General features: G+C 74.6%; 21 protein-coding genes and 1 pseudogene. 13 read left to right on the top strand and 9 right to left on the bottom strand.

Annotated elements, in window-relative coordinates; all coding sequences use genetic code 11:
• Together ABZ873_RS29415 and ABZ873_RS29410 are read right to left on the bottom strand one after the other, a co-directional pair.
• Window positions 1–1,072, bottom strand: a 1,072-nt coding sequence (locus tag ABZ873_RS29415; protein ID WP_360878206.1) for a serine/threonine-protein kinase, incomplete at its 3' end; no start/stop codon positions are given.
• A 92-nt stretch (window positions 1,073–1,164) separates the two neighbouring features.
• A complete protein-coding gene (locus ABZ873_RS29410; protein ID WP_360878203.1) occupies window positions 1,165–1,746 on the bottom strand; it encodes a hypothetical protein in 582 nt (193 codons plus the stop codon).
• Window positions 1,747–1,909: 163 nt separating this feature from the next.
• Between ABZ873_RS29410 and ABZ873_RS29405 the strand changes: the two genes are divergently transcribed.
• On the top strand, window positions 1,910–2,407 hold the full coding sequence (locus ABZ873_RS29405; RefSeq protein ID WP_360878200.1) for a GNAT family N-acetyltransferase: 498 nt from the start codon (window positions 1,910–1,912) through the stop codon (window positions 2,405–2,407).
• A 93-nt stretch (window positions 2,408–2,500) separates the two neighbouring features.
• Window positions 2,501–2,683 carry a hypothetical protein gene (locus ABZ873_RS29400; protein WP_360878197.1) on the top strand — a complete coding sequence of 61 codons (183 nt, stop codon included), beginning with the start codon at window positions 2,501–2,503 and terminating at the stop codon, window positions 2,681–2,683.
• 13 nt (window positions 2,684–2,696) lie between these two features.
• On the opposite strand, the gene ABZ873_RS29395 is transcribed toward ABZ873_RS29400, so the two are convergent.
• Together ABZ873_RS29395 and ABZ873_RS29390 are read right to left on the bottom strand one after the other, a co-directional pair.
• Complete coding sequence (locus ABZ873_RS29395) at window positions 2,697–2,885, bottom strand: DUF6381 family protein (protein WP_360878194.1); 189 nt, start codon at window positions 2,883–2,885, stop codon at window positions 2,697–2,699.
• A gap of 123 nt (window positions 2,886–3,008) precedes the next feature.
• Window positions 3,009–3,281 (bottom strand): DUF3253 domain-containing protein, encoded by a 273-nt coding sequence (locus ABZ873_RS29390; RefSeq protein WP_360878191.1) that lies wholly within the window; start codon window positions 3,279–3,281, stop codon window positions 3,009–3,011.
• 293 nt (window positions 3,282–3,574) lie between these two features.
• On the opposite strand from ABZ873_RS29390, the gene ABZ873_RS29385 reads away from it, so the two are divergent.
• The 5 genes from ABZ873_RS29385 to ABZ873_RS29365 are packed head-to-tail and all read left to right on the top strand — an operon-like array spanning window position 3,575 to window position 10,953.
• On the top strand, window positions 3,575–4,849 hold the full coding sequence (locus tag ABZ873_RS29385; RefSeq protein WP_360878188.1) for a phenylacetate--CoA ligase family protein: 1,275 nt from the start codon (window positions 3,575–3,577) through the stop codon (window positions 4,847–4,849).
• Window positions 4,846–6,150, top strand: a complete 1,305-nt coding sequence (locus ABZ873_RS29380) for an MFS transporter (protein WP_360878185.1) — start codon at window positions 4,846–4,848, stop codon at window positions 6,148–6,150. The genes ABZ873_RS29385 and ABZ873_RS29380 overlap by 4 nt, the downstream gene beginning before the upstream one ends.
• On the top strand, window positions 6,147–7,286 hold the full coding sequence (locus ABZ873_RS29375; RefSeq protein WP_360878182.1) for a GNAT family N-acetyltransferase: 1,140 nt from the start codon (window positions 6,147–6,149) through the stop codon (window positions 7,284–7,286). Before ABZ873_RS29380 ends, ABZ873_RS29375 begins: the two co-directional genes overlap by 4 nt.
• Window positions 7,283–8,440, top strand: a complete 1,158-nt coding sequence (locus ABZ873_RS29370; RefSeq protein ID WP_360878180.1) for an acyl-protein synthase — start codon at window positions 7,283–7,285, stop codon at window positions 8,438–8,440. Before ABZ873_RS29375 ends, ABZ873_RS29370 begins: the two co-directional genes overlap by 4 nt.
• Before the next feature lie 2 nt (window positions 8,441–8,442).
• Window positions 8,443–10,953, top strand: coding sequence for an acyl-CoA reductase (locus ABZ873_RS29365; protein WP_360878177.1), 2,511 nt, complete (start codon window positions 8,443–8,445; stop codon window positions 10,951–10,953).
• 64 nt (window positions 10,954–11,017) lie between these two features.
• Here the strand turns inward: ABZ873_RS29365 and ABZ873_RS29360 are convergent, their stop codons facing one another.
• The 3 genes from ABZ873_RS29360 to ABZ873_RS29350 all read right to left on the bottom strand — a co-directional run bounded on the left by ABZ873_RS29360 (window position 11,018) and on the right by ABZ873_RS29350 (window position 13,581).
• Entirely contained in the window at window positions 11,018–11,530 is a 513-nt protein-coding gene (locus tag ABZ873_RS29360) for a DUF427 domain-containing protein (RefSeq protein WP_360878174.1), read from the bottom strand.
• A 104-nt stretch (window positions 11,531–11,634) separates the two neighbouring features.
• Window positions 11,635–13,170 carry a hypothetical protein gene (locus ABZ873_RS29355; protein ID WP_360878171.1) on the bottom strand — a complete coding sequence of 512 codons (1,536 nt, stop codon included), beginning with the start codon at window positions 13,168–13,170 and terminating at the stop codon, window positions 11,635–11,637.
• A gap of 75 nt (window positions 13,171–13,245) precedes the next feature.
• The gene (locus ABZ873_RS29350; RefSeq protein ID WP_360878169.1) at window positions 13,246–13,581 is read right to left on the bottom strand and encodes a UBP-type zinc finger domain-containing protein; all 336 of its coding nucleotides are present in this window, start codon (window positions 13,579–13,581) and stop codon (window positions 13,246–13,248) included.
• A 113-nt stretch (window positions 13,582–13,694) separates the two neighbouring features.
• Here ABZ873_RS29350 and ABZ873_RS29345 point away from each other — a divergent pair, with 113 nt between their 5' ends.
• The 3 genes from ABZ873_RS29345 to ABZ873_RS29335 all read left to right on the top strand — a co-directional run bounded on the left by ABZ873_RS29345 (window position 13,695) and on the right by ABZ873_RS29335 (window position 20,144).
• Window positions 13,695–15,200: a cryptochrome/photolyase family protein gene (locus ABZ873_RS29345; protein WP_360878166.1), complete on the top strand. Its 1,506-nt coding sequence runs from the start codon at window positions 13,695–13,697 to the stop codon at window positions 15,198–15,200.
• A gap of 258 nt (window positions 15,201–15,458) precedes the next feature.
• Window positions 15,459–17,123: a cellulose synthase catalytic subunit gene (locus ABZ873_RS29340; RefSeq protein ID WP_360878163.1), complete on the top strand. Its 1,665-nt coding sequence runs from the start codon at window positions 15,459–15,461 to the stop codon at window positions 17,121–17,123.
• A gap of 15 nt (window positions 17,124–17,138) precedes the next feature.
• Window positions 17,139–20,144 carry an acyltransferase family protein gene (locus ABZ873_RS29335; RefSeq protein ID WP_360878160.1) on the top strand — a complete coding sequence of 1,002 codons (3,006 nt, stop codon included), beginning with the start codon at window positions 17,139–17,141 and terminating at the stop codon, window positions 20,142–20,144.
• A 140-nt stretch (window positions 20,145–20,284) separates the two neighbouring features.
• On the opposite strand, the gene ABZ873_RS29330 is transcribed toward ABZ873_RS29335, so the two are convergent.
• Window positions 20,285–20,458, bottom strand: a complete 174-nt coding sequence (locus ABZ873_RS29330; RefSeq protein WP_360878157.1) for a CsbD family protein — start codon at window positions 20,456–20,458, stop codon at window positions 20,285–20,287.
• Window positions 20,459–20,653: 195 nt separating this feature from the next.
• On the opposite strand from ABZ873_RS29330, the gene ABZ873_RS29325 reads away from it, so the two are divergent.
• Together ABZ873_RS29325 and ABZ873_RS29320 are read left to right on the top strand one after the other, a co-directional pair.
• On the top strand, window positions 20,654–20,962 hold the full coding sequence (locus ABZ873_RS29325) for a hypothetical protein (RefSeq protein ID WP_360878154.1): 309 nt from the start codon (window positions 20,654–20,656) through the stop codon (window positions 20,960–20,962).
• A 120-nt stretch (window positions 20,963–21,082) separates the two neighbouring features.
• Complete coding sequence (locus ABZ873_RS29320; protein ID WP_360878151.1) at window positions 21,083–21,493, top strand: SsgA family sporulation/cell division regulator; 411 nt, start codon at window positions 21,083–21,085, stop codon at window positions 21,491–21,493.
• 31 nt (window positions 21,494–21,524) lie between these two features.
• On the opposite strand, the gene ABZ873_RS29315 is transcribed toward ABZ873_RS29320, so the two are convergent.
• Window positions 21,525–23,498: a WD40 repeat domain-containing protein gene (locus ABZ873_RS29315; RefSeq protein WP_360878148.1), complete on the bottom strand. Its 1,974-nt coding sequence runs from the start codon at window positions 23,496–23,498 to the stop codon at window positions 21,525–21,527.
• Between the two features lie 377 nt (window positions 23,499–23,875).
• Between ABZ873_RS29315 and ABZ873_RS29310 the strand changes: the two are divergent.
• Window positions 23,876–23,970 (top strand): annotated as a pseudogene (locus tag ABZ873_RS29310) (prolipoprotein diacylglyceryl transferase); the annotation flags it as partial.

The following is a 23,970-nucleotide window of genomic DNA, read 5'->3' as shown; positions in this document are numbered from 1 at the left end:
CGGGCGAGCCCCACCGGCCCGGCCGCGCGGCGGGCGCCGTCGCGGGCATCGGCACCGACACCGGAAGCGGCGGCCCGTACCCCTGGGCCGGGGTCGCCGGCGGCGGGACGGGCGGTGTGGGCGGGGCCACCGGGGCCGACGGTGCCTGCGGCCGGGGCGGTACCAGCAGGGCGCCCAGGGCCGTCTCGCGGCGGGCCACCTCCGCGGCCAGTTCCGGCGGCACCGCCCCGGCCCAGCCGGCCTCGTCCGGCGCGGGCTCCGCCTGCTCCAGGCGCTCCAGCACCCGCGCGGCGGTGGGCCGCGCCTGCGGGTCCTTGGCCAGGCAGTCCGCCACCAGGGCGGCGAGGGGCTGCGGTACCCCGTCGAGGCAGGGCTCGTCGTGCACGATCCGGTAGAGCAGCGCGGGCAGCGCCAGCTCGGCCCCCGCCTCCAGGAAAGGGCTCCGGCCGGTGGCGGCGTAGACGAGGACGGCGGCGAGGGAGAAGACATCGGCGGGGGCCGAGGCCACGGATCCGGTGGCCTGTTCCGGGGCCAGATAGCCGGGGGTGCCGATGACGGTCCCGGTCTGCGTGTAGCGGGCGTCGCGCACGGCGCGGGCGATACCGAAGTCGATCAGGAAGGGCCGCTGGGCGCCGAGCAGCACGTTGGCCGGTTTGATGTCGCGGTGGACCACGCCAGCCGCGCCCACGGTGACCAGCGCCGCCGCCAGCTCGCGGGCCAGGGCGAGCAGCGCGGGGCGCGGGAGCGGTCCATGGCCTTCCACCCAGTCGGCCAGGGAGGGCGCGGCGATGTACTCAGTGGCCAGCCACTGCGGGGCGGCGCCGGGCGGGCTGAAATCCACCACCGAGACCGTCCAGGCGCCGCGCACGCGGTCGCTCGTACGGATCTCCCGGTCGAAGCGCTCCGCGAAGCCCGCCTGGAGGCTCAGGTCCCGGTGCACCGTCTTGAGGGCCAGGGGGCGGCCCGAGTGGGTGCGGGCGAGGAACACCTCGCCCATGCCTCCCTCGCCCAGCCGGGCCAGCAGGCGGTAGCCGCCTATCTCCGCCGGGTCACCGGGCCGCAAAGACTCCACCAACTGGACCTGCCCCTCACGGAGATGAGACCGGGCCGCACAGGGGTGCGAGCCCTTTGCGGGTCACCCTAAGGGACGGTGCGGCCGGTGGGTCAGCGAGCCCCGCGGTGGTCGTAGACGGTCAGGGAGAGGGCCTTCATCGCCGCGTGCGCCTGCCCGGCGTCCACCCCTTGGTCGACGGCTTCCAGGGCCGCGGCCGCCGAGACCCGCACCGCCGTAGGCAGGCCCTCCTGGGCGCAGACCCGGTAGGCGAAGGCCCGGCGCGCGTCGCGCTCCTCCTCGCTGACCCCGAGAGGCGTCAGGGGGAAGGCGGCCGCCTGGTAGGTCGCGATGCTCACCACCACCGCGTCCGCGAGCCCTTCCGCGTAGCCGCCCCCGGCGTCCTCGCCGTCGTCCCCGCCGGCCGGATCGGCCGCGGGCACCGCCAGGGACACCCGTACGGTGGCGGCCGCGGGCCCGGCCGCCACCGCGTCCGCGGGCCGGAGGAAGGCGAAGACCTGCTTGCGCGAGAGGTACGCCCCGATGCCCGCTCCCAGCCCGGCCGCGCCACCCGCCAGAGCGGCGGTGAGCCGGCCGCCCAGCAGCAGGCCGATGCCCAGCCCGCAGGCCGTCGCGGACAGCACCAGCACGCTGGTGATCAGCAGGTGGATACGGGCGGCGGCGGAAGACCTCATGTCCAGCAGTATGCACACGCTCCCCGGTACGTCTTCCCGGTACGCCTTCCCGGCCGCCGCGGAAACCCAGGTGAAGCGGGGTGGGGGCGGCACGTACCGTCGGTGCGCGCACCCGCCGGACACAGAACGGCGACCACCGACCAGGGAACGACGGATCACGCTGATGGAACTTCTCGCCTTCTCCCCCGCCCTCGCCGCCCACGCCTCCGCCGTGGCGGGCTGGCCCGGGTCCGCCCGGGAGGTCGCCCTCTGGTGCGGGCTGCCGGAGTTCCCGGTGTCCCCGGAGACCGTGACCGGCTGGCACCGCGAGGACGACGTACGCCCCTACCTGCTCCTCGACGGCGGCGAGCCCGTCGGGTACGGGGAGCTCTGGCTCGACGCCGAGGAGGACGAGGTCGAGCTCGCCCGCCTCATCGTGGCGCCCGGCCGGCGCGGCCGGGGCATCGGCCGGACCCTGGTGGGCGGGCTTCTCGCGCGGGCGCTGGAGACGGGCCACGCGGAGGTCTTCCTGCGGGTCCACCCGGACAACGAGGTGGCGCTGCGCTGCTACCTCGGGGCGGGCTTCGCCGCCGTGGACGCGGACCTCGCCGCCGACTGGAACGCGGCCCAGCCCGTCGCCTACGCCTGGCTCCGCCATGTGCCTGCGGGGTCCGCCGCCTGAGCGGGCCGGGGCCCGCGGCAGAAGCCTTCGAACGGGAGTGCGTGCTTCGGCTCCGGCGGGGCACACGGCCGTCACCTACGAAAGGGGCCGGCCATGCTGGGTATCGCCGCCGCAGTGCTGTTCTTCATCGCGTTCCTGATCAACGCGGCTGACATCGCGACCAATGACGTACTGAGTTCCACCAACTTCATGCTGATCGGTCTCGCCGTGCTCGCCCTGCACGTCGCGGGCATCGGGAACGGCTGGGGCGGCCGCGGGCGCGGCCGCCGTCGCTGACCGTCGCTCCTGCTTACATGGGGTCCATGGTGGCGCTCTCCGGGCCACCGGTCTCCTGGCACTTCGCGCGGATACGGACGGCCTCCTCGATCAGGCGCCGATGCTCCTCGGGGTCGTCCGCCCGCTGCGCCCGGAGTTCCAGCTCCTCGGCCTGCTGCCGGAGCTGCCGGGCCTTCTCCTCGCGCTGACTGTCTGCGCTCACGCTCGATTCCTCCAGGACCTACGGGGCCGGACGCCCGCCGGAAGACCCGGGCGGGCCGAATCCATACTGTCCGCTCATGCCCCCCGGCGCAGGACGGACACCCGCACGGCCGCGCGGATCCGCTCAGCGGACGCGCCGGATCCTGATCGCGCCCCGGGCCTGGTCCGGGTCGACCGCGCGGCCGCCCTGGGTGATCTCCACCTCGCCCGCCGCGACCAGCCGCCGGGCCGCTTCGCGCGTCGGCTCCATGAGCGCGCGCCAGCCCTCTCCCCCGCCCTTGTGCACGGCCCGCGCGACATCGGACGGGCAGATCGTCGCGTCCGGGGCGCGCTCCTCCAGCAGCGCGAGGATGGCTTGTTCCAGCCGTTGCCCCGTCCGGGAATCATCGTCGGTCATGCGGCCAGTCTCCCACCGGCACAGAGCGCCGGCACGGAGCGCCGGCCCGCCCCGCAACGGGCTCGGCGGGGATCCAGCACGCATGCTTGAAACCGCAAGTAATTCTGTGAAAAGCCGTTCTGGCCGGAAATACTTGTTCAGTTTGGTGAAAGTGCGCTGATGTTTCATCATCATGACCGCACGTCAGTTCTGCCGACTCCGTTGGTCCTGGCCGTGCTTCGTGGGAGGCAGGGGCGCCGGGGGGTCCGCCGTGGCTCCCGTCCCGATTGATTCCGTCACCTAGGCAAAGGCCCATGTCCGCCCAGCAGCTCTCGGACCTCATACGTTTCGCCCGTCACAACTCGCCCTACTACCGGGACCTCTACGCGTCCCTGCCGCCGGACGCCGACCGCCTCACCGACCTTCCGGTAGTCGACCAGCGGGAGTTCTGGGCGGCCAACTCCCTGCACGACAGCCGCGTACTGACCGGCCCGCTCAGTGAGGCCACGGTCTACAAGACCGGCGGCACCACCGGAGCCCCCAAGTTCTCCGTCTACACCCGGGACGAGTGGCGCACCTTCGTCACCTCCTTCGGCCAGGGCCTCGTGGACACGGGCCTGCGGCCGGGCCACCGGGTCGCCGACCTGTTCTACGCCGGTGAGCTCTACGCCAGCTTCCTGTTCGTGCTCGACTCGCTCGCCCACGCGCCCGTGGACAACGTCCGGCTGCCCATCGGCGGCGGAGCGCCGCTCGAATCGACCATCCCGACACTGCGCGACCTCGCCGCCCAGGTGCTCGCGGGTACGCCCACCACCCTGTGCCGGCTCGCCGAGCAGGTCCTCGCCTCCGGTGTCCGGCTCGACTCCGTCGAGCTGCTGCTCTTCGGCGGTGAGGCGCTGTTCGACGACCAGCGACGCCTGCTGGCCTCGGCGTTCCCCGGGGCCGAGGCGCGCTCCGTGGGCTACGCCAGTGTGGACGCCGGTCTGCTCGGCCGGCCCGTGCCGGGCCCCGACGCCCGGGTGCACCGGGCTTTCACGCCCTATGCGCTGGTCGAGATCCTCGACGACTCCACCGACGAGCCGATCACCGAGCCGGGGCGGCCCGGCCGGGTCGTCGTCACCAGCCTGTTCCGCCGGCTGATGCCGATCATCCGCTACCCCGCGGGCGACCGCGCCGAGTGGACCGGCACCGGGCCCGGCCACTTCCGGATCCTCGGCCGCGCCGAGGAGGGCGTACGCGTCGGGCCGGTCTCCCTCTACACGCAGGACGCGCAGGACGCCGTCGCCGCGGTGGACACCGCCGGGCGGGTCGTCGGCATGCAGCTGGTCGTCCGCCGCTGGGAGGGCCGCGACGGGCTCGTCCTGCGGCTCGCGACCGCCCCCGGCGACCACGCGGACACCGCGCCGAAGGACGCCCTGGCCAGGGCCGTCGTGGCCGAGCTGGAGAACGTACGGCCGCTGTATCCCGACAGCGTGCGGGCCGGGTTCGTGCACCCGCTGGCCGTGGAGTGGGCCCGCCACCGGGACCTCGCCGTCAATCCGCGCTCCGGCAAGCTGGTGCGGGTCCTCGACGAGAGGCCGACCGCGTGACCGCCGCTCCGGACACCACTGCGGAGGCGGCCCTCACCCGGCGCGCCCCGCTCGTCCTGCGGAACCGTGCCTTCGCCGCCGTCTGGCTGGGCCAGGTCCTCACGCAGGCCGCCGTGCGCATGTTCCAGGTCGGCGTGTCCTGGTGGATCGTCGCCCACGCCGTACGGGACTCCCCCGGCCTGGCCTCGGGCCTGTTCATGGCCGTCTGCACCCTGCCCGCCGTGGCGCTGGCGCCCGTGGTGGCCCGTGCCGTGGCCCGGTTCGCCCACCGCTCCGTGCTGCGGACCGCCGCCGCTCTGGCCGGGGCCGCCGCGGGCGGGCTCGCGCTCTGGGCGTACGGCGGCGGGCCGGAGCTGGCCGCCGTCTACGCGGCCGGGCTCGCGCTGGCCACCTGCCAGGCGTTCTTCGACCCCTGCCTGACCACCTCGGTGCCCGAGCTGGTCGACGACGCCGACATCGAGACGGCCACCGGCTTCGAGCTGTCCACCCAGTCCCTGGCCGGGCTGGGCGGAGCGCTGCTCGGCGCCCTGACCGTGGACCGGGCGGGGGTGGCCGGGCTGGCCGCCGGCTGCGCCGCCGCCTACCTGGGCGCGGCCCTGCTCGTCGCGAGCGCGCGCTTCCGCGGCGCCGCGTCCCCGGCCGGGGCGCAGGAGCCGTCCCCGCCGCGTGCGTTGCGCCGGATCCTCGGCGAACTGCCGTACGTGCGGCGGATCCTGGTCTGCTTCACCGCGGCGAACCTGTTCACCGCCGCCGTGTTCGTGGTCATTCCGCTCTACACCCGCGCGGTCCTCCACGGCGGGGGCGGCACCGTCGCCCTCCTGGAGGCTTCCCTCGGGGCCGGGGCGCTGATCGGCGCCTTCACCGGCACCCGGGTCCCCGGGCGGCCCACCGTGGCGGGCTCCTGGTGCCTCGGTCTGATGGCCCTCGCCCTGGCGCTGCCCGGACTGCTGCCGTACCGGCCGGTGATGGCGGGCTGCCTGGCGGTGGCCGGCTGGTGCGCGGGCGCGGTCAGCGTGCGTTTTGTGGCCCTCTTCCAGCGGCTGGTGCCGACGGCCGACAAGCCCGGCTTCTTCGCCGTGATGCAGGCCGTGCTGGGGGCTTCCCTGCCCGTGGCCTCCCTGCTGTTCGGTCTCGCGGGGGACTTCTTCTCGCCGCGGACGCTGTGCCTGGTGCAGGGTCTGGGTCTGCTGCCCGCCGTGTGCGCCCTGGCCCTGCTCGGATCCCGTACGCCGGACCCGCGGCCCGTGTCCGTGTCCGCCTCGGCGGAGCCCGCCCCGGAAGCCGTCGGAGGCGCCGCGTGAACCCCGTCATCACCCCGGCCACCGGCGCGGACATCGCCGAACTGCGCCAGCTCTACTACGCCGTGTACGGGCCGCACTATCCCGTGGCCCTCGGGACCGACCCCGCCGAGATGGCCCGGCTCATGGCCGACCCGCATTCGCTGTGGCTGGTCGCGCGCTGCCCCGCCAGCGGGGCGCTGACCGCGTCCGCCGCCATCCACGGCGAGGCCGGCAGCCGTATCGGCCGGCTGGAGGGCATCGCCGTGCACCCCGGGCACCGCTCGGGCGGTCTGGCGGGCGCCCTCACCGAGGCGCTGTGCGCCGGGATGCTGGACACGGCACGGCTGGACTCGGTCTACGCGACCGTGCGCACCGTCGGCGCCGGCCCGCAGCGGGTCGTCGCGCGCAACGGGTTCCGGCCGCTGGGCATCCTGCCCAACGCGGTGGACCTGCGCAGCCGGGAGAGCCTGGCGCTCTACGCGCGTCACTCCCCCGGTGTGCTGGACCGCCGCGTGCCCGTCACCGAAGTGCCCGCCGCCCTGCTGCCGTTGCTGCGTACGGCCGAGGACGCGCTCGGCATCGGCTTCCCCGGGGTCCGCGCCGCCGGGCCCGCCGAGCCGGCGGCGCCGGGGGACGTGGAGCACGTGGAGCTGATCGAGGCGCCCGCCTTCGTCCGCCGCCGCTTCCGCGAGCGGTTCCCGGACGCCGAGGGCTGGTTCTACCCGCTGCACACCCCGAACGTGCTGCTCACCCCCGAGGACGGCCGGTTCGAGGTGTACGCCTACCTCAACCGGGCCGGCGGCTACGGCTCCCTGCTCTCCGTCCACCCGGACCCGGCCGCCGCGGCGGCATGTCTCGAACCCGTCACCCGGGCCCTGGCCCGCGCGGGCGCCGGATACGTCGAGGCGCTGGTCCCGCTCGCGCACCAGGAGGCCCTGGCGGCCTTCCTGTCGCAGGGGTTCGTGGCCGGGGCGCTCTACCCGGCGATGCGCGCGGACGGCGACGGCTTCCACGACTACGCGGTGCTGTCCCGCTCCAGCGAGCGGATCGACTTCCGCGGCGTCGCCGTCGAGCCGCCCCTCCAGCCCTATCTGGACTGCTACGTGTCGGCCTGGGCGTCGACCCATCTGCCCACCACTTCCGAGGTTGCCCTGTGAACCGCACCAACCCCCATCTCGCACCGGTCTCCGTACCCGACCCGGACCGGCTGGCTCACGTACAGCGCCTGTGCGACCTGACCGATCCGTACGCCCACGGCCCCGAGACGGACGCGCTGTTCGCGGCGGCCATGGCCGAGTCCCACGCCTGGCACGCCGAGCGCTCGCCCTTCTTCCGCTCGCTCCACGAGGCGACCCCGGAGGCGGAGCCGTACCGGACGCCCCTGGTCCACGCGAACTTCTTCAAGCGGCACGAGGTGCTGTCCATCCCCCGCGAGGACGTCGAGCTGCATCTGACCTCCTCGGGCACGACGGGCCAGAAGTCGCAGATGTTCTTCGACACGTGGACCATCCGCTCGGCGCAGCGCATGGTCGCCCGGATCTTCGAGCGCAACGGCTGGATCACCCCGCACCAGGAGGTCAACTACCTCCTCTACAGCTACGAGCCGGCCCCGTCCCTGAACCTCGGGACGGCGTTCACCGACAACTACCTGTGCGACTTCGCCCCGGCGCGCAGTGTCGAGTACGCCTTGCGCAACACCGGCGGGGACCACGAGTTCGACCCCTTCGGCTGTATCGCGGCGCTGCGCCGCTTCGAGCGGGAGGACGCCCCGGTGCGCATCCTCGGCTTCCCCGCCTTCCTCTTCTTCACCCTGGAGCGCATGCGGGCCATGGGCATGCCTCCGCTGCGGCTGCCCGAGGGCTCGCTCGTCGTCCTCGGCGGCGGCTGGAAGGGCCATGCCGACCGGCGCATCGAGAAGGAGGAGCTGTACGCCCGGGTGACGGAGCAGCTGGGCATTCCGGGTGAGCGGATCCGGGACACCTTCGGGTCGGTGGAGCACTGCATCCCGTACATCGAGTGCGACCACCACCGGCTGCACGCACCCGTCTGGTCCCGGGTGACGATCCGTTCGACGCGCACCCTGGAGCCGCTGCCGTACGGGGAGCGCGGCTATCTGCACCTGGTGTCGCCGTACATCACCTCCGTGCCCGCGCAGAGCGTGGTCATGGGCGATCTCGCCTCGCTCCGGCCGGGGGATGCCTGCGGCTGCGAGCTGGAAACCCCCTGGTTCACCGTGCACGGCCGTGCCGGAGTGAGCCGCAACCGCAGCTGCGCGGTGGCCGCAGCGGAACTGATGAAGGGAATGGCGTGACCATGACCGTGCACCCCCACTACTGGCAGGGCTCCTTCATCGGGGACGAGGAGGCCGGGCGCCGCCTGGCCGGTCTGCCCGCCGCCGTGGAGGCGGCGCTCGCCGCCGAACTGGACACCGAGACGGTCCTGGCCGCCTGCGACGCCCTCGCCGCCGCCCTGCGCGATCCCGCGCACCCCGTGCGCACCCGGCTCGCCGGGCACCTGCCCGAGGGCGAGGACCCGGCCGTCCTGGCCGAGCTGGGCGGCCTCCTCGGCCGGCGGGAGCTGACCCGCAAGCTGCGCCGCGAGCTGGGCGGCGCCGCGCCGGGCCGGCTGAACCGGGCCGGTCCGCGCGAGACGGTCTACGAGGCGTGGGCGCCCGTCGGCCTGGTCACCCATGTCGCCCCGGGCAACGCGGCGACCGTGGCCCCGCTGAGCATCGTCGAGGGCCTGCTCGCCGGGAATGTCAACGTCCTCAAGACGAGCGGCGCCGACACCCTGCTCACCCAGCACCTGATGGCCGAGCTGGCGGCCCTGGACCCGAGCGGTGCGCTGGCCGCGCGGATCGTCGTCCTGCGGTTCCCGTCCGCGCGGCAGGAGTGGCTGCGCCTGATGTGCGCGCCCGCCGACGTGGTCGCCGTATGGGGCGGGGAGGGGGCCGTCGAAGGGATCGCGGCCCATGTGCCGGCCGGCTGCCGGCTGGTGGAGTGGGGGCACCGGATCTCCTTCGCCTACCTCACCGAGGACGCCTGGTCCCGGGCGGACACGCTCGAAGCGCTGGCGGACGACGTCTGCCTGTACGAGCAGCAGGCGTGCTCCAGCCCGCAGGTGGTGTATCTCGACACCGAGGACGAGGCCGAGGTCTTCGCCTTCGCCGAGCGCTTCGCGGACGTACTGGCGGCCCGGCCGCCCGCCGCCGGAGCAACGCCGGCGGACGAGCCGGATCCGGCGGAGGCCGCCGAGCTGACCACCACCGAGCTGATGGCCCGGCTGGAGGAGCACCTGGGCCTGACCCGGGTGTTCGCCGCGCCCGACGGCTCCTGGCGGGTGATGGCCGACACCCGTTCCCCGCTCACCGCCTCCCCGCTGCACCGCAGCGTGTGGGTGAAGCCGCTGCCCCGGAAGCGGCTGATCGCCACGCTCCGCCCGATGCGCCGGTACCTCCAGACGGCGGGCGTGGCCGCCGGCCGTACGGACATGGCCGAGCTCGCGCGCACGCTCCTGGCGGCGGGTGTCACCCGGGTGACACCGCTCGGGGCCATGCAGGCCAGCTACGCGGGCGAGCCGCACGACGGGGTGTACGCCCTCCAGCGCTACAGCCGCCGGGTCGCGGTCCAGGCCGATCCCGCCGCCTTCGCCACGGTCGCCTGCCTGGACGACCTGGCCCGGCCGGTCACCCTGCCCGCGCCCTCGGGACCGCTGCTGGGCAAGGAGGACGTCCAGGGCGCGGACCGGAGCCTGGCGCGGGCCGACGCCGAGCTGTACTTCCGCAGCGGTGGCAGCACCGGCGCGCCCGCGCTGTCGGTGTTCAGCTACGACGACTACGACACCCAGATGCACGCCTGCGCGCGGGGTCTGCTCGCCGCCGGCTACGACCCGGTCGGGGACCGCACGGCCAACCTCTTCTACTGCGGCTCCATGTACGGCAGCTTCATCAGCTTCTTCTCCGTGCTGGAACGGCTCGGCGGGGTGCAGCTGCCGCTGTCGGCGGGCCCCGACCACCGGGCCACGGCGCAGGCGCTGATCGACCACGGGGCGGACACCCTCTTCGGGATGCCCTCCTACCTGTGGCAGCTGCTGCACGCCGAGGCGGACGCCCTGCGCGCGTACGGCGGCCTGCGCAAGGTCTTCTACGGCGGGGAGCACTTCACCGGGGAGCAGCAGCGCACGCTGCGGGAGGACTTCGGCATCGAGGTGATCCGGTCGATCACCTACGGCAGCACGGACCTCGGGCCGCTGGGCTTCCAGTGCGCCGAGAGCTCCGGAGGCGTCCACCACCTCCACGCCGACCTGCACGGTCTGGAGATCCTGGACCTGGCGGAGGACCGCCCGGTGGCCCCCGGCGCGACGGGGCGGCTGGTGTTCACCACGCACGCCCGGCGCGGCCAGCGGCTGGGCCGGTACGTGATCGGGGACCTCGGCCGGGAGGTACCGGGCCGCTGCCCCTGCGGGCGGCACGCGCCCCGCTTTGAACTGCGGGGCCGCACGGGTGACGTGATGCGGGTGGCGACGTACTTCCTGAACCACCGGCGTTTCCTGGAACTGGCCGAGGGGCCCGGCGGGCACCGCGGCGAGCTGCAGATCCGGCTGGACGGGGCGCAGGCGCGGGAGCGGCTGACCGTACGGGTGGAGCGCACTGCGGCCACGGACGGGGAGCGGCTGCGGGAGGTCTTCCTCGCCGGGTATCCGGAGCTGCGCTCGGCGGTGGCGGAGGGGCTGCTGGAGCTGGTGGTGGAGGCGGTCGACGGGGCCTGCCTGGACCGCAGTCCGACGAGCGGCAAGCTGCTGGGCGTGGTGGACGCCCGGCGGTAGCGGTCCCCTGCCGGGTGGCTCCGGGCCTGCCGGCGCCACCCGGCGGGCCCGGTCCCGGTCCCGGTCACCAGCCCTGGCTGCCGGGGCCTCCCTTGAAGGGGCCGGTGATCTCGGCGGTGATCCAGCCGCCGTAGAAGCCGCCGGGCTGGGGCCGTACCGGCTCGCCGTCCACGGTGCACGCGTCCACCCGGTCGGCGTGGAAGGCGAGATGGCCCGCGAGGGCGGCGTAGTCGGGGGCCGGGTCCTCGTAGCTCCACGCGGCGTCGGGCACGGGCGGGTGGCCGGGCTCCGGGACGAGGGTCCAGTAGGTGGCGGCGCCCTTGAACTCGCAGAAGCTGCCGTGCCCCGAAGCGTGGAGCAGTCCGGCGCGGACGTCGGCCCGCGGGATGTAGAAGACGGGCGGATGGCTGGTCTCCAGCACCCTCAGGCAGCGGTGCGAATCGGCGACGGTCACGCCCGCGTGCCGCACCACCACATGCCGTGTGTCGGGCTCGACGCGGGGCGGGCGCGGGTAGTCCCACACCGATTCCGTCCCGTTCGCGTCCGTTCCGTTCGTGTCCGTCCCGTCCCTGCCCATGCGCGCCTCCCGGGCTGCCCTGCCGGCCATCGGCTGTGCGGCGGGGACCGGAGCCCCGCCGCACAGCCGATTGTGGATCAGGGCGTACGCCCGGTGGCGGAGGCTCAGCCGTTCTTGAGGCGGCGGACGAACTCGTCGCCCAAGCGGCGCTGGAGCGCGGCCAGTTGCTCGTCGCTCAGGCGGGTGAGATCGCCGGGGTCGCCGCCGCTGCCGCTGCCCTTGGCGGCGTCCTCCTGCTGCTTCTGCTGCTCGCGGCGTTTGAGTTCCTGCTCCTCGGGAGAGCCGGGAGCGGCGTACCCGCAGCGGATGAGGGCGCCGTCGGCGGCCTTGAGGCAGGTGGCCTCGCGGCCGTCGACCGGGCCTCTGCCCTCCACCCGGTAGCGGATGTTCTGCTCGCTGCCGACGGTGGCCGTCCAGGTGTTCCCGCCGGTCGGGACCACCTCGAAGACCTCGTCGTCGTTGTAGCAGCAGACGTCGCGGTACTCGGCCTTGATGAGGGCGACGAGCGCCTTCGGCGAGGACCAGGCCGGGCTGAGGCGGTGCACGGTCATCGGGGCGAGGCTGCCGCCCTGGTGGCGGGTGGGCACCGTGGAGACCGCGACGACGGAGCTGGCCTCGCCCTGGGGGGTGAGGGGGGTGACGTAGGCGCTGCCGCCGGAGGTGTCGGCGTACCGCAGGGTGAACTCGGACTCGTTGCCCTCGTTGGCGCCGTCCTCGGAGGCGTCCCAGCCGCTGCGCTCGAACCACCAGTCGCTGAATCCGCCGACCGCGGCCGTGCCCTCCCGCTGGCGGGCGGCGATGCTGAGCGGGTAGGAGGGGCCGGGGACGGCGGAGGTGTCGGAGGTGACGGTGAGCTTCCCGGTCCTGCCGTCGTAGAGGGCGACTCCGGCCGGGCGTTCGGTCACGACGAGCAGGCCGGTCTGGCGCTTGAGCGGAACGACCACCACGGGGGTGCCGCCCGAGCAGGTCACGTAGGCGTCGCCGGCGTCGAAGCGGACCCAGCGGCGCTCGGCGGAGATCTTCCGGCCGAGGTTGTGGGTGAACCAGCCGCTGATCCGGGCGTCCGCCCGGTCCACGTCGAAGGAGCAGCGCTCCTGGCTGCGGCCCGTGCCGCCGAGCGGGACCTCCTGGACGAGCCCGACCTCGTATCCGGCGAGCCAGCCGCGCCGCTCGACGAGGGCGCCGAAGCGGTCGGAGTCCGGCAGGTAGGTGATGTCGGATATCTCGCCGGTGACATCACCGAGGTGCGGGGCCGCCTGCGCCTTGCCCACCACGTACGGGGAGCGGGCGGAGAGGCCGGGCACCGGCTCGGTGACGATCTCCGCGGTGGCCATGTAGGCGCGGTCCTGGAGGTAGGACCCGTACACCAGCCAGCCCACGGCGAGCACCAGCCCGAGGGCCCCGCCGAGCCAGACCAGGAGGGGGGCCGCCGTCCCGCTGCCCCGGCGTCCGGCGCGGCGGCGGAGCCAGTGCGCGAGGCCGGCGGCGGCGAGGCAGCAGCCGAGGGCCATCAGGGGCAGGGCGAACCAGGAGAAGAGCTTGCGCAGTTCCCACACCGCGATCGTCGTGTAATAGGACCCGTACCAGAGGAGGAATCCCGCCACCAGGACGGTCAGTCCCCAACGCCATGCCCGGCCCATCCGCACTCCCCCGCCCCCGTACCGGGCCCCCGCCCGGTGTCGCTGACACGATTCTGCACGGGCGGGCGATCCGTGTCACGGTCCGGGGGCCCGGACCAGGAAGACCTCGTCCTCGTAGCACCAGGCCCAGTCCTCGTCCGGGGCCACCGAGACCACCACCGGATGGCCGGTCCGCGCGTGGTGGGCGTAGGCGTGCCGGCCCGCGGAGCTGTCGCAGCAGCCGAGGTACCCGCAGGTGGCGCACCGGCGCAGCCGGACCCAGGTTCCGCCGCGCGGCAGGCAGCCGGAGCAGCCCGCGGAGGGGACGGCGGAGGACTGCCAGGGGGCGGCCAGGAGCTCCAGGTGGCCGCAGGCGCGCCCCTCGGGGCGCCCGCCGTCGGGGGCCACCGTCCATGTCTCGTTTCCGCCCATCGGATCTCCTTCCCTCCCGTCGATTCTTCCGGCCGGGCGGCGCGCGCGGATGCACGGGGCCGGTCGAGCGCGCCGGGCGGGAAGCCGGACCCGGTCGCCGCTACGGTGGCGGCATGACGCAGGCGCACTGGCTGTTCGGTGACCAGCTGGGCCCGGCCTTCACCGCCCCCGGGGAGGGCGGGGTCCCCCGCGAGGCCCCGCTGGTGCTGATCGAGTCGAAGGCGGTCTTCCGCAGGCGCCGGTTCCACCGGGCCAAGGCGCACCTGGTGCTCTCCGCGATGCGCCATCGCGCCGCCGAGCTGGGCGACCGCGTCGTCCACGTGAAGGCGGACACCTACCGCGAGGGCCTGCGCCGGGCGGTGGGCGACGCACCCGTCACGGTGCACCATCCGACCTCCCGGGCGGCCGCGGCCCTGGTGCGCTCCCTGGAGCGCGTGACCGTGCTGCCGGCCCGCGGATTCCTCGTCGGCCGGGAGGAGTTCGCCGAGTGGGCGGACGGGCACGGGGAGGGCGGGCTCCGGCTGGAGAACTTCTACCGGCATGTGCGCCGCAGCCACGACCTCCTGATGGACGGGGGCGAACCGGCCGGCGGCCGCTGGAACCTCGACCAGGACAACCGGGAGCCCCCGCCGCGCGGGGCGCGCACCCTCGGCGCGGACGCCCCGTACCGGCCGCGCGAGGACGAGATCGACGCCGGCGTCCGGGAGGACCTGGACCGGTGGGAGCGCTCCGGAGAGGTCTCCTTCGTCGGCCGGGACGGGCCGCGGCTCTTCCCGGCCTCCCGGCGGGAGGCGCTGGCCGCGCTGCGGCGCTTCGTCGAGCACCGGCTCGCGGGCTTCGGCGCGTACGAGGACGCCATGCTCGCCGCCGACCCGGTGCTCAGCCACAGCCTGCTGTCCTCCTCCCTCAATCTGGGCCTGCTGGATCCGGCGGAGTGCGTGGAGCGTGCCGAGGCCGCCTGGCGGGAGGGCAGCGCGCCCCTCAACTCCGTCGAGGGCTTCGTCCGGCAGATCGCGGGCTGGCGGGAGTACGTCTGGCACCTCTACTGGCATTTCGGCGAGGAGTACCGCACCTCCAACGTGCTGCGGCACACCCGCCCGCTGCCGGACTGGTGGAGCGAGCTCGACGCGGACGCGGTGACGGCCCGCTGCCTGTCGACGGTGCTGCGCCAGGTCCGGGACACCGGCTGGACCCATCACATCCCGCGGCTGATGGTGCTGGGCAGTTACGCGCTCCAGCGGGGCTGGGACCCGGCCGCGCTCACCGACTGGTTCCACCGCTCGTTCGTCGACGGCTACGACTGGGTCATGGTGCCCAATGTCGTCGGCATGTCGCAGTACGCGGACGGCGGCCGGATGACGACCAAGCCCTACACCTCCGGCGGTGCCTACATCGACCGGATGAGCGACCTGTGCGGCCCCTGCCGCTACCGGCCCGGCTCCCGCAGCGGCGAGGACGCCTGCCCGTACACCACCGGTTACTGGGCCTTCCTGCACCGCCACCGGACCCGGCTGCTGCACAACGCCCGCACCGCGCGGCCGGTCCGCGGCCTCGACCGGCTGGCGGACCTGACGGAGCTGCTGCGGCAGGAGCGCGACCGGGGCGACGAGGCCCCCTGAGGCGGATCAGCGCCTGATCTGCGACTGATGTGCGGCGGACGGGCCGGAGTTCTCGGACTGTTCACCCCCGCGTGACCTGCGCCTTCCCGAAGTCGGGGGGCCCGGCGGTCGAATGGCGACAGCAAGAGGTCTGGACCATTCGAGTCACGGCAATCCCGTGGCTCATTACGCCCGTTACCCCCGATCCGCTCAAGTGGTCTATACCTTTGACCCTAGGGTGGTCCTCCGCAACGGGTACGCACAGCCGTGGGGGGCTCTATGACTGTTCATCATCTTCCGCAACCTCCTTCCGACGAGGAGCTCTACTGGTACTTCGGACCCCAGCGCCGCTGGGTCCTCGTCGCCACCTCGCTCGCCTTCGTCTTCACGGCGGCGACCATGCTCACCTTCGCGCTGCGGACACCGGCGCTGTGGGCCTTCCTCGCCGTCCTCGCGCTCAACCTCGTGGCCCTCGTCCTCTCCTCCGTCAACAGCCTGCGCCAGCGCCGCCTCACCCGGCAGTCCCACGAGGTCCTCGTGCACGCCTGGCGCCCCGCCGCCCCGCCCGCCGTCGACCTGTACCTGCCGACCTGCGGGGAGCCGCTGCCCGTCCTGGACAACGCCTACCGCGCGGTGGCCGCCGTCGACTGGCCCGCCGAGGCGCTGACCGTCTGGGTCCTGGACGACGCCGACCGCCCCGAGGTCGCCGCGCTGGCCGCCTCGTACGGCTACACGTACGTCGTACGCCCCGACCGCGGTCACCTCAAGAAGGCGGGCAACCTCAACCACGCGCTCACCCTGAGCGGCGCCGAGTTCGTCGCCATCCTGGACGCCGACTTCGCGCCCCGCCCGGACTTCCTGCACCACCTCGTCCCCTACCTGGCCGACCCGGCGGTGGGCATCGTGCAGAGCCCGCAGTGCTTCGACACCGACGAGGCCATGAGCTGGATCCAGCGCGCCGCCGGCTCCGCCCAGGAGTGGTTCTTCCGCTGGATCCAGCCCTCCCGCGACGCGAGCGACGCCGCCATCTGCTGCGGCAGCAACGCCGTCTACCGGCGCGCGGCCCTCGACGCCGCCGGCGGCTTCGCCCGGCTCGACCACAGCGAGGACCTGTACACCGGACTCGCCCTGCACGAGCGGGGCTTCCGCACCCTGTACGTCCCGGTGCTGGTGGCCAAGGGCACCTCCCCCGACGCGGTCACCTCGTACGTCAACCAGCAGTACCGGTGGGCCATGGGCAACCTCCACCTCCTCGGCACCCCCGTACTGGGGCGGATCGGCGCGCACTGGCGGATGCGGCTGTGCTTCTACGAGGGCATCGTCGGCTACCTGACCACCGCCGTGAACACCTTCGCCGCGCCCCTCCCGCCGCTGGTGATGCTGTTCTGCTACCCCGACGCGATCCGCCCCTGGCACGTGCTGCCGCTGCTCGCCCCGCTGTGGCTCTGGCACGTACTGCTGCCGCGGATCAGCCGCACCCGCTGGCGGGTGGAGGTGATCCGGGCGAACGTGCTGACGAGCGTGGCCGCCGCGACGGCCTTCTGGCACACCCTGCGGGGCCGCAGCGCCGCCTGGGTGCCCACGGGCGCGCGCGGTGCGGCGGCGCGCGGCGGGATGGCCCGCCGCGTGGTCGCCGTATCACTGGTGTGGCTGGTGGTGTCCAACGGGGCGGCCGCCGCGGGCCTCTGGCTGGCCGTCGCCCGCAACGGCTGGGAGCCCAACTGGGGGCTGCTGCTTTACGTCCTGGTGCAGTTCCAGATCAACCTGCCGCTGATCCGCGACCTCGCCGCCGAACTCCTGCCGGTCCGCCGCGCGCTGCCCGGCCCGCGCACCGGCATGCTGCCGCGCCGCTGGCCCGAGACGGTGGCCGCCTCCGCGGTGCTCCTCCTGACCGGTCTGCTGGCCTCCGGGCTGGTCGACCCGATGCTTCCCTGGCTGAGCTGAAAGGCGCTCGTCACCATGTCCGACCTCGCACCACCCGGCCGTCGCCGCACCGGCGGGCCGGCCACCGCACCTCCGGGGCCCGGCCCCGGCGGCGAATCCGGGCCCAGCCCGCACCGCTCCGCCTTCCGCCCCGACATCGAGGGCCTGCGCGCCGTCGCCGTGCTCGCGGTCCTCGCCTTCCACGCCGGGATTCCGGGGGCGGCCGGCGGATTCGTCGGCGTGGACGTCTTCTTCGTCATCTCCGGCTACCTGATCACCGGCCTGCTCGTCCGCGAGGCCGTCTCCACCGGGCGGATCCGCCTCGGGGACTTCTTCTCCCGGCGGGCCCGGCGGCTGCTGCCCTCGGCGGCCGTGGTGCTGACGGCGGTGGCCGTGGCCGGGGCCTGGCTGGCCGTGCCGCTGCGCCGCACCGACGTGGAGCACGATGTGCTCGCGGCCGCGCTGTCCGTGGCGAACTGGCGGTTCGTGTCCCAGCGCACCGACTACCTCGCCGCCGGGCACGAGCAGAGCCCGCTGCTGCACTTCTGGTCCCTCGCCGTCGAGGAGCAGTTCTATCTGGTGTGGGCCCCGCTGCTGGCCGTACTGGTGCTGGGCGCGGCCGGGGCCGTCCGCCGCGGCCGTGCCGTGCGCGGCGCCGTACTGCTGGTGGCCGCGCCGCTGACGCTCGTCTCCTTCGCCCTGTCGCTCTACTGGACGCGCCACTCCGCGCCGCTCGCCTATCTGGGGACGCCCTCGCGCGTCTGGCAGTTCGGGGCGGGCGCGCTGCTCGCGCTGCTGCCGTGGCATCTGATGCGGGGGCCGCGTCCGCTGCGCCTGCTGTGCGGCTGGGCCGGGGCGGCGGCGATCGGCTGGGGCGTGGTGACGTACGACGCGGCGACCGCGTACCCCGGCTGGGCGGCGCTCGTCCCGACGCTGGGCGCGGCCGCCGTGATCCTCGCGGCGATACCCGGGCGCGGCGAGCGCGGTACCCCGCGCGCGGGCGAGGTGAGCCGGCTGCTGTCGGGGCGGGCGCCGCGGGCCGTGGGGCGGCTCTCCTACACCCTGTACCTGTGGCACTGGCCGGTGCTCGTCCTCGCCGAGGCGCGGCTCGGCCCGCTGGACTGGCCCGCGAAGGCCGCGCTGACGCTGGCGGCGGTCCTGCCCGCGCTGGCGACGACGCACTGGGTCGAGCGGCCGCTGCGCCGCAGCCGTACCGTCTCCGCACTCTCCCGGCGCGGGCTGTCGGTGGGTGTCTCGGCCGTCGTCCTGCCGGTCGTGCTGGCCCTGGTCCTGGGGACGACCAGCCTGCGGCTGCTGGGCCCGGCCGCCCCGCTCGACCCGAAGGGGCTGCCGCCGGGGGCCGCCTCGGGGCCCGCGCTGCTGGAGCGGATCCCGGGCATGCCGCTGGTGGACGGCCCGGTGCTGCCGAGTCCCGTGCAGGCCCGCGCGGACTTCCCGCCGGACGGGGGCTGCCAGCTCGCGCCGGCGGAGACCCGGGGCCCGGACTGCCTGTTCGGGGCGGTGGACAGCCCGGACCGGATCGTGCTGCTCGGTGACTCGCATGCCGGGCAGTGGTTCTCGCCGCTGCTGGCGCTGGCCGCCGGGCGCGGCTGGGCCCTGCAGGAGCTCGTGAAGCAGGGCTGCCCGCTGCCGGAGCTGTCGGTGCACAGCCCGCAGCTGGGCCGCGCCTACCGGGAGTGCGACCTCTGGCGCGCGGACACGCTGGACCGGCTGGCGCGGCAGCCGAAGCCGCGGCTGATCGTGGTCTCCTCCCTCAACCGGTACACCGAGGACCAGGATCTGCTGGCCGCCGCCTGGGAGAAGACCCTGGCGCCGCTACGGGCCCTGGGCGCGCCGGTCGTCTACATCGAGGACACCCCGGTACCGGGCACGGACGTGCCCGCCTGCGTCTCCGGCCGTCCCGGCTCTCCCGCCGGGTGCGCGTTCGCCCGTACGGAGGCGCTGCGGCCCGATCCGCTGGTACGGCGGATCGCCTCGGGCGCGCTGCCGGGCGTACGGAGCATCGGGGTGAACGAGGTGCTGTGCCCGGGGGACGGCCCGAGCTGCCCGGCGGTGCTCGACCGGATCCTGCTGTACCGGGACGACGCCCACCTGACGAACGCGGCGGCGGTGGTCCTGACCCGGCGGCTGGAGCGGCTGCTCACGGAGTCCGGGGCGCTGCCGGCGGCTGCCCGGGGCGCGGCGGGGGCGCCGGGTCCGGACGGGTGGACGCGGCTGCTGCGGGAGGACTTCGACGGCCCGGCGGGCAGTCCGCCCTCGGCCGCGCACTGGATCCACGACATCGGCACCTGCTATCCGGGCTGCCCGGCACCACAGTGGGGCACCGGGGAGATCGAGACCATGACGGACTCGACGGAGAACGTCCGGCTCGACGGGCGGGGCGCGCTGGAGATCGTGCCCACCCGCAAGGACGGCGCGTGGAGTTCGGGCCGCATCGAGACCCGGCGCTCCGATTTCGCCGCCCCGCCCGGTGGGGTCCTGCGGATCGAGGCGTCCATCGCCCTGCCGGATGTGACGGGCCCGGCGGCGGCGGGCTACTGGCCGGCCTTCTGGACCCTGGGCGCCCCGCTGCGCGACGGGTACACCGGCTGGCCGGGGGTCGGCGAGCTGGACGTGATGGAGTCGGTGAACGGCCGGGACACCGTCTTCGGCTCCCTGCACTGCGGGGTGACTCCGGGCGGCCCCTGCGAGGAGCCCGTGGGGCTGACCTCGGGCCCGCAGCCGTGCGAGGGCTGCCGTACGGCCTTCCACTCGTACGCGGTGGAGGTGGACCGGGCGCCGGGGGCGGAGGAGGTGCGCTGGTACCTGGACGGGCGGGTGTACCACCGGGTGGCGGCCTCCCGGATGGACCCGGACACCTGGAGCCGGGCGGTGGACCACGGGCTGTTCCTGATCCTGAACGTGGCCGTCGGCGGCAAGCTCCCCGAGGCGGACGGCGCCACCGCGGGCCCCTCCACGGAACCCGGCCACCCGATGCGGGTGGACAGCGTGACGGTGTCCACGCGGGAACGGTCCGCCTAGCGGGAGCTCCGTGGCCGACCGCGCTGTCCCCGGACACAGCTGTACGCCGCTCGCGGTGCGCGGGCGGCGTCAGGGGGCGGGCCCCCGCGGCCGGGCAGCGGCGGAAATGATCCGCCGCTGCCCGTGCCGGGGTTCTACGCCTAGTGGCGGAAGATGTCCTTCATCTTCTCCTTGGCCTGGCGGGCGTCGCCCTTGGCCTGCTCGGCGCGGCCCTCGGCCGTCATGCGCTCGTTGCCCACGGCGCGGCCGACCGTCTCCTTGGCCTTGCCCTTGACCTGCTCGCCGCGCGCCTTGGCCTTCTCTTCACCCGACATGGTGACCTCCTCGTCGTACTTACCGGCTTGGTCGTGAACCGTCGTCTGCTCACAACCGCCGGGCTCAAACCCCGGCTTCCCCAATGTGCCCCGAGTCGTCCGCCACCGCCCGCCGAGGAGGTCCGTACGGAGGTTCAAAAGGCGGCCGGCGGGCATCCGCTGCACAATCCGCCTTGAGATCAACAGGAGGTCGCAGTGACCACTTATGTCATCACCGTGCCCGGCACGTTCCTTCGGCAGGTCGACGACGTGGCACGCTCCGGGCTGGCGAAGCGGCTGGGTTCGCACCACACCGACCTGAGCGAGAGCGAGGACGTGGAGCTGCTCACCGTCCATGAGGGCGGCACGTTCTCCGTCCGGCTGGAGGTCGATTCACCGGACCGGGCCACCGCGGAGAGCGATGCCGTCCGGCTGGTGACCACCGCCCTGCGGGAGCTCGGCTTCTCGGAGGACGACGCTCCGCTGGGGCCGCCGGCGGTCACCGGGCTCGACGCCGAGTCCTGAGACCGCGGCTCCTGCCGCCCTGCGCCCGGCCGGACGGGATTCCCCCGGTCGGCGCAGCATGGCGGCGGTGGAACGGGGCACGCGAGGAGCGCCGTCCCGCCCACTCCGGAGGCTTCGAAGATGTCCGCTGTGTCCGCCCTGATCGCCGTCCGGCTCGCCACGGCGACCGGGCCCGTGCCCCTGCTCGCGCGGTTCTCGTACGCCGTGGACAACCCCTTCGCCGTGGAGGCGAGCTTCTTCGACGGCATCGACGTCCTCGCCTCGTGGCAGTTCGACCGCCAGATGCTGACGGAGGGCCTGCACCGGACGGTAGGCGAGGGCGATGTCGTCTTCGGTCCCGAGCCGGAGTCCGGGGCCGACGAACTCCGTGTCGTCCTGCGCAACGGCCGCGACGGGCAGGCCGGGCTGGCGGTCCTCTCCGTGGACGCCCGCGCGGTGCGGATGTTCCTGCACCGGACCTATGCCCTGGTGGCAGCGGGCCAGGAGTTCCTGGACCTCGACCGGAGCCTCCTGGAGTTCCTGGCCGGCTGAGCGTGTCCGGGGTGACCGGGTCCCGTCCCGGTCACCCCGGACAGGTGTCCTGGTAGGGCAGTCCGGCCGCGTAGTGCTTCTTCCAGTCCTGCTCGGACAGGCCGCTGCCCACGATGCGGCAGGCCAGGCCCGTGGGATCGGCGGCGATCGCGGGGAGTTCCCCCAGGGTCCACAGCCGGACTCCGCCGCCTGCCGCGAGCACGAGGGCCATCGTCCGCCCGTCCGGGCCGAACCTGATGTCCCCGGCGGTCTCCGGCACCGTCAGCGCGAGGGTGGGCCGGGTGGGATCGGAGACGTCCCAGAGGTGGACGGCGCCGAACCGCTCGGCGGTGGCGAGGAGCCGGCCGCCGGGGTGGTAGACGATCCGCTGCGGCTCCTTGACCGGCACGGCCGGGCCCACCGGGGTGTACGAGATCTCCTCGCCCACCCGCCACTGCGCGACCCCTTTCCTCCCGTCGGCCTCGGCCGCCAGCAGGTGGCCGTCCGGGCTGAACGCCGCCTGGTCCATCCCCTCCGGGCCGAGGGGCATCGGGGCGGAGTCCCCGGACGGGCGTCCGGCCCGCCGCACGCGGACGGGCGCCGAGGGATCCGACACGTCCCAGAGCGAGCCCGACAGGGCCAGCAGCCGGCCGTCCGGGCCGAAGGCCGTGGGCGTGGCCCCGATGATGTGGTGCTTCACGACGCCCGGACCGTCCTCGGTCCCGTCGAGCATCCGGTTGAGCGACGCGTTCAGGAACTTCTGTTCGGGCTCGGGCCTGCCGGTGTCCCAGAGGCCGATCCAGGTCGCGCCCACGGGCAGTTCCCGCCCCGAGGCGGCCAGCAGCGCGCTGCGCGGGCTGAACGCCAGGGAGGCCACCCCGGTAGGTGTGGCCAGGGCCGTGCGGCGCCGCGGCCGCTCCGCGTCCGACACGTCCCAGAGCACGATCTCGCCCCGGACGGCGTTGGCGTCCGCGATCGTGCCCACGGCCAGGGTGGTGCCCTCGCGGTCGAAGGCCAGCGTCTCCACCGCCCGGCCGGACGCGCCGGGCACCGCCGGGAGTTCACGGGGCCGGGCCGGATCGGTCACATCCCACAGGTGGACGCCGCCGCCGAAGCCGCCGACGGCCAGCCTGCGGCCGTCCGGGCTGAAAGCGGCCTCGCCGAGGCCCGCCTCGCCGGTCGCGGCCGCGGACACCTGGCCGGGCGCGGCCCGCGGGGCGACCCGCCACCGCTGGACCGTACGGGACTCGTCCGCCAGGACCACGTGGCCGCCGTCGGCGGTGAACGCGAACCCGGTCGGTGCGGCCGGGCCGGACAGTGCGGTGGGGCCGACGGGCCGGTCCGGGTCGCCGAGGTCCCACAGCTGGGTCCGGCCCCCCTCCACGGCCGTGGCGAGGCCGCGGCCGTCGGGCCGGTACGCCACACCGGTGACCCGGTTCGGGTGCTCCAGTACGGCGATCCGCCGCGGGGCGGCCCGGTCCGTGAACCGCCAGACGGCGACCCGGTGCCCGTCGGCGACGGCGAGGTCGGCTCCGGCCGGGCTGACGGCGAGCGTGCGCTCCGTATAGCCCAGCTGGCGGGAGACGGCGCGGGGACCGCCGGTGTCCGTCACGTCCCAGAGCTGCCAGCCGGAGAAGTGCGCGATGGTGTCCCCGCCCAGCGCGAAGCCCCTGGTCCGCAGGCCGGAGGCGGTGATCAGGGTGCGGCCGTCGGCGCTGAAACGGACCGTGTCGGCATCGGTGGCGGCGGTCGGCCCGGAGAGCCGGCGGGGTGCGGTCCGGTCGCTCACGTCCCACAGCGTCAGGGTGCCCTCGGCACCGCCGGCCACGACCGCGAGGGTCCGGCCGTCCGGGGCGAAGGCGGCGTCCCGGATGTCCGCCTCACCGGAAGGGAACGGCAGCCGGACCGGGTTCCGGCGGTCGGCCAGGTTCCACAGGGACAGCTCGCGGACCGGGGCCTGCTTGAGCAGGTCGCCCGTGACGACGGCCAGGGTGCGCCCGTCGGGGCTCGGCGCGACCGCGGCCACGGTGTCGGGCAGACCCGTCAGGGTGGCGAGGTGCCGCGGGGCGACGGCGTCGGCGGTGTCCCACAGCTCGACGGACTTCGCGGGATCCTTGCCGGCCGGGCCGCCCTTGCTGTCCGGGCGGTCCCCGCTGGTCGCCAGCAGGGTGCCGCCCTGGAAGAAGACCGCGGCGTCGTCCGTCGGCCCGATCGCCCCGTCGGCGGAGGCGCCGTCGAACCGGGTCCGCTGGAGGGTGGTGAGCAGCCCCTCGCGCCCTTCCGGGGTGGGGTCGACCCGCAGGGAGGCGAGGCCGAGCCGCAGCGAGGTCCGCGGATCGCTGTCGCGCAGGCTCTCGGCCTGGGCGCGCAGCGAGCGGCCGACCGCCAGCCGGCGCTGCTCCTCTCTACTTCGGCGAGGGCCGCAACTGGGTCGACGCCTTCAAGATCTGGGAAGGCGGCCTCGGCATCTGGGGCGCGATCGCCCTCGGCGCGGTGGG

It is taken from the genome of Streptomyces sp. NPDC047014, from assembly GCF_040644195.1.
In the GTDB taxonomy this organism is placed as follows: domain Bacteria; phylum Actinomycetota; class Actinomycetes; order Streptomycetales; family Streptomycetaceae; genus Streptomyces.
The sequence above is the reverse complement of the archived record's forward strand: the minus strand, read 5'-3'. Positions and strand labels throughout refer to the sequence as shown.

Excerpts from the sequence above, each read along its gene's own strand:
- ABZ873_RS29410 (WP_360878203.1), bottom strand. The coding sequence starts at position 1,746 with ATGAGGTCTTCCGCCGCCGCCCGTATCCACCTGCTGATCACCAGCGTG.
- ABZ873_RS29405 (WP_360878200.1), top strand. The coding sequence starts at position 1,910 with ATGGAACTTCTCGCCTTCTCCCCCGCCCTCGCCGCCCACGCCTCCGCC.
- ABZ873_RS29400 (WP_360878197.1), top strand. The coding sequence starts at position 2,501 with ATGCTGGGTATCGCCGCCGCAGTGCTGTTCTTCATCGCGTTCCTGATC.
- ABZ873_RS29390 (WP_360878191.1), bottom strand. The coding sequence starts at position 3,281 with ATGACCGACGATGATTCCCGGACGGGGCAACGGCTGGAACAAGCCATC.
- ABZ873_RS29385 (WP_360878188.1), top strand. The coding sequence starts at position 3,575 with ATGTCCGCCCAGCAGCTCTCGGACCTCATACGTTTCGCCCGTCACAAC.
- ABZ873_RS29365 (WP_360878177.1), top strand. The coding sequence starts at position 8,443 with ATGACCGTGCACCCCCACTACTGGCAGGGCTCCTTCATCGGGGACGAG.
- ABZ873_RS29360 (WP_360878174.1), bottom strand. The coding sequence starts at position 11,530 with ATGGGCAGGGACGGGACGGACACGAACGGAACGGACGCGAACGGGACG.
- ABZ873_RS29355 (WP_360878171.1), bottom strand. The coding sequence starts at position 13,170 with ATGGGCCGGGCATGGCGTTGGGGACTGACCGTCCTGGTGGCGGGATTC.
- ABZ873_RS29350 (WP_360878169.1), bottom strand. The coding sequence starts at position 13,581 with ATGGGCGGAAACGAGACATGGACGGTGGCCCCCGACGGCGGGCGCCCC.
- ABZ873_RS29345 (WP_360878166.1), top strand. The coding sequence starts at position 13,695 with ATGACGCAGGCGCACTGGCTGTTCGGTGACCAGCTGGGCCCGGCCTTC.
- ABZ873_RS29340 (WP_360878163.1), top strand. The coding sequence starts at position 15,459 with ATGACTGTTCATCATCTTCCGCAACCTCCTTCCGACGAGGAGCTCTAC.
- ABZ873_RS29335 (WP_360878160.1), top strand. The coding sequence starts at position 17,139 with ATGTCCGACCTCGCACCACCCGGCCGTCGCCGCACCGGCGGGCCGGCC.
- ABZ873_RS29330 (WP_360878157.1), bottom strand. The coding sequence starts at position 20,458 with ATGTCGGGTGAAGAGAAGGCCAAGGCGCGCGGCGAGCAGGTCAAGGGC.
- ABZ873_RS29320 (WP_360878151.1), top strand. The coding sequence starts at position 21,083 with ATGTCCGCTGTGTCCGCCCTGATCGCCGTCCGGCTCGCCACGGCGACC.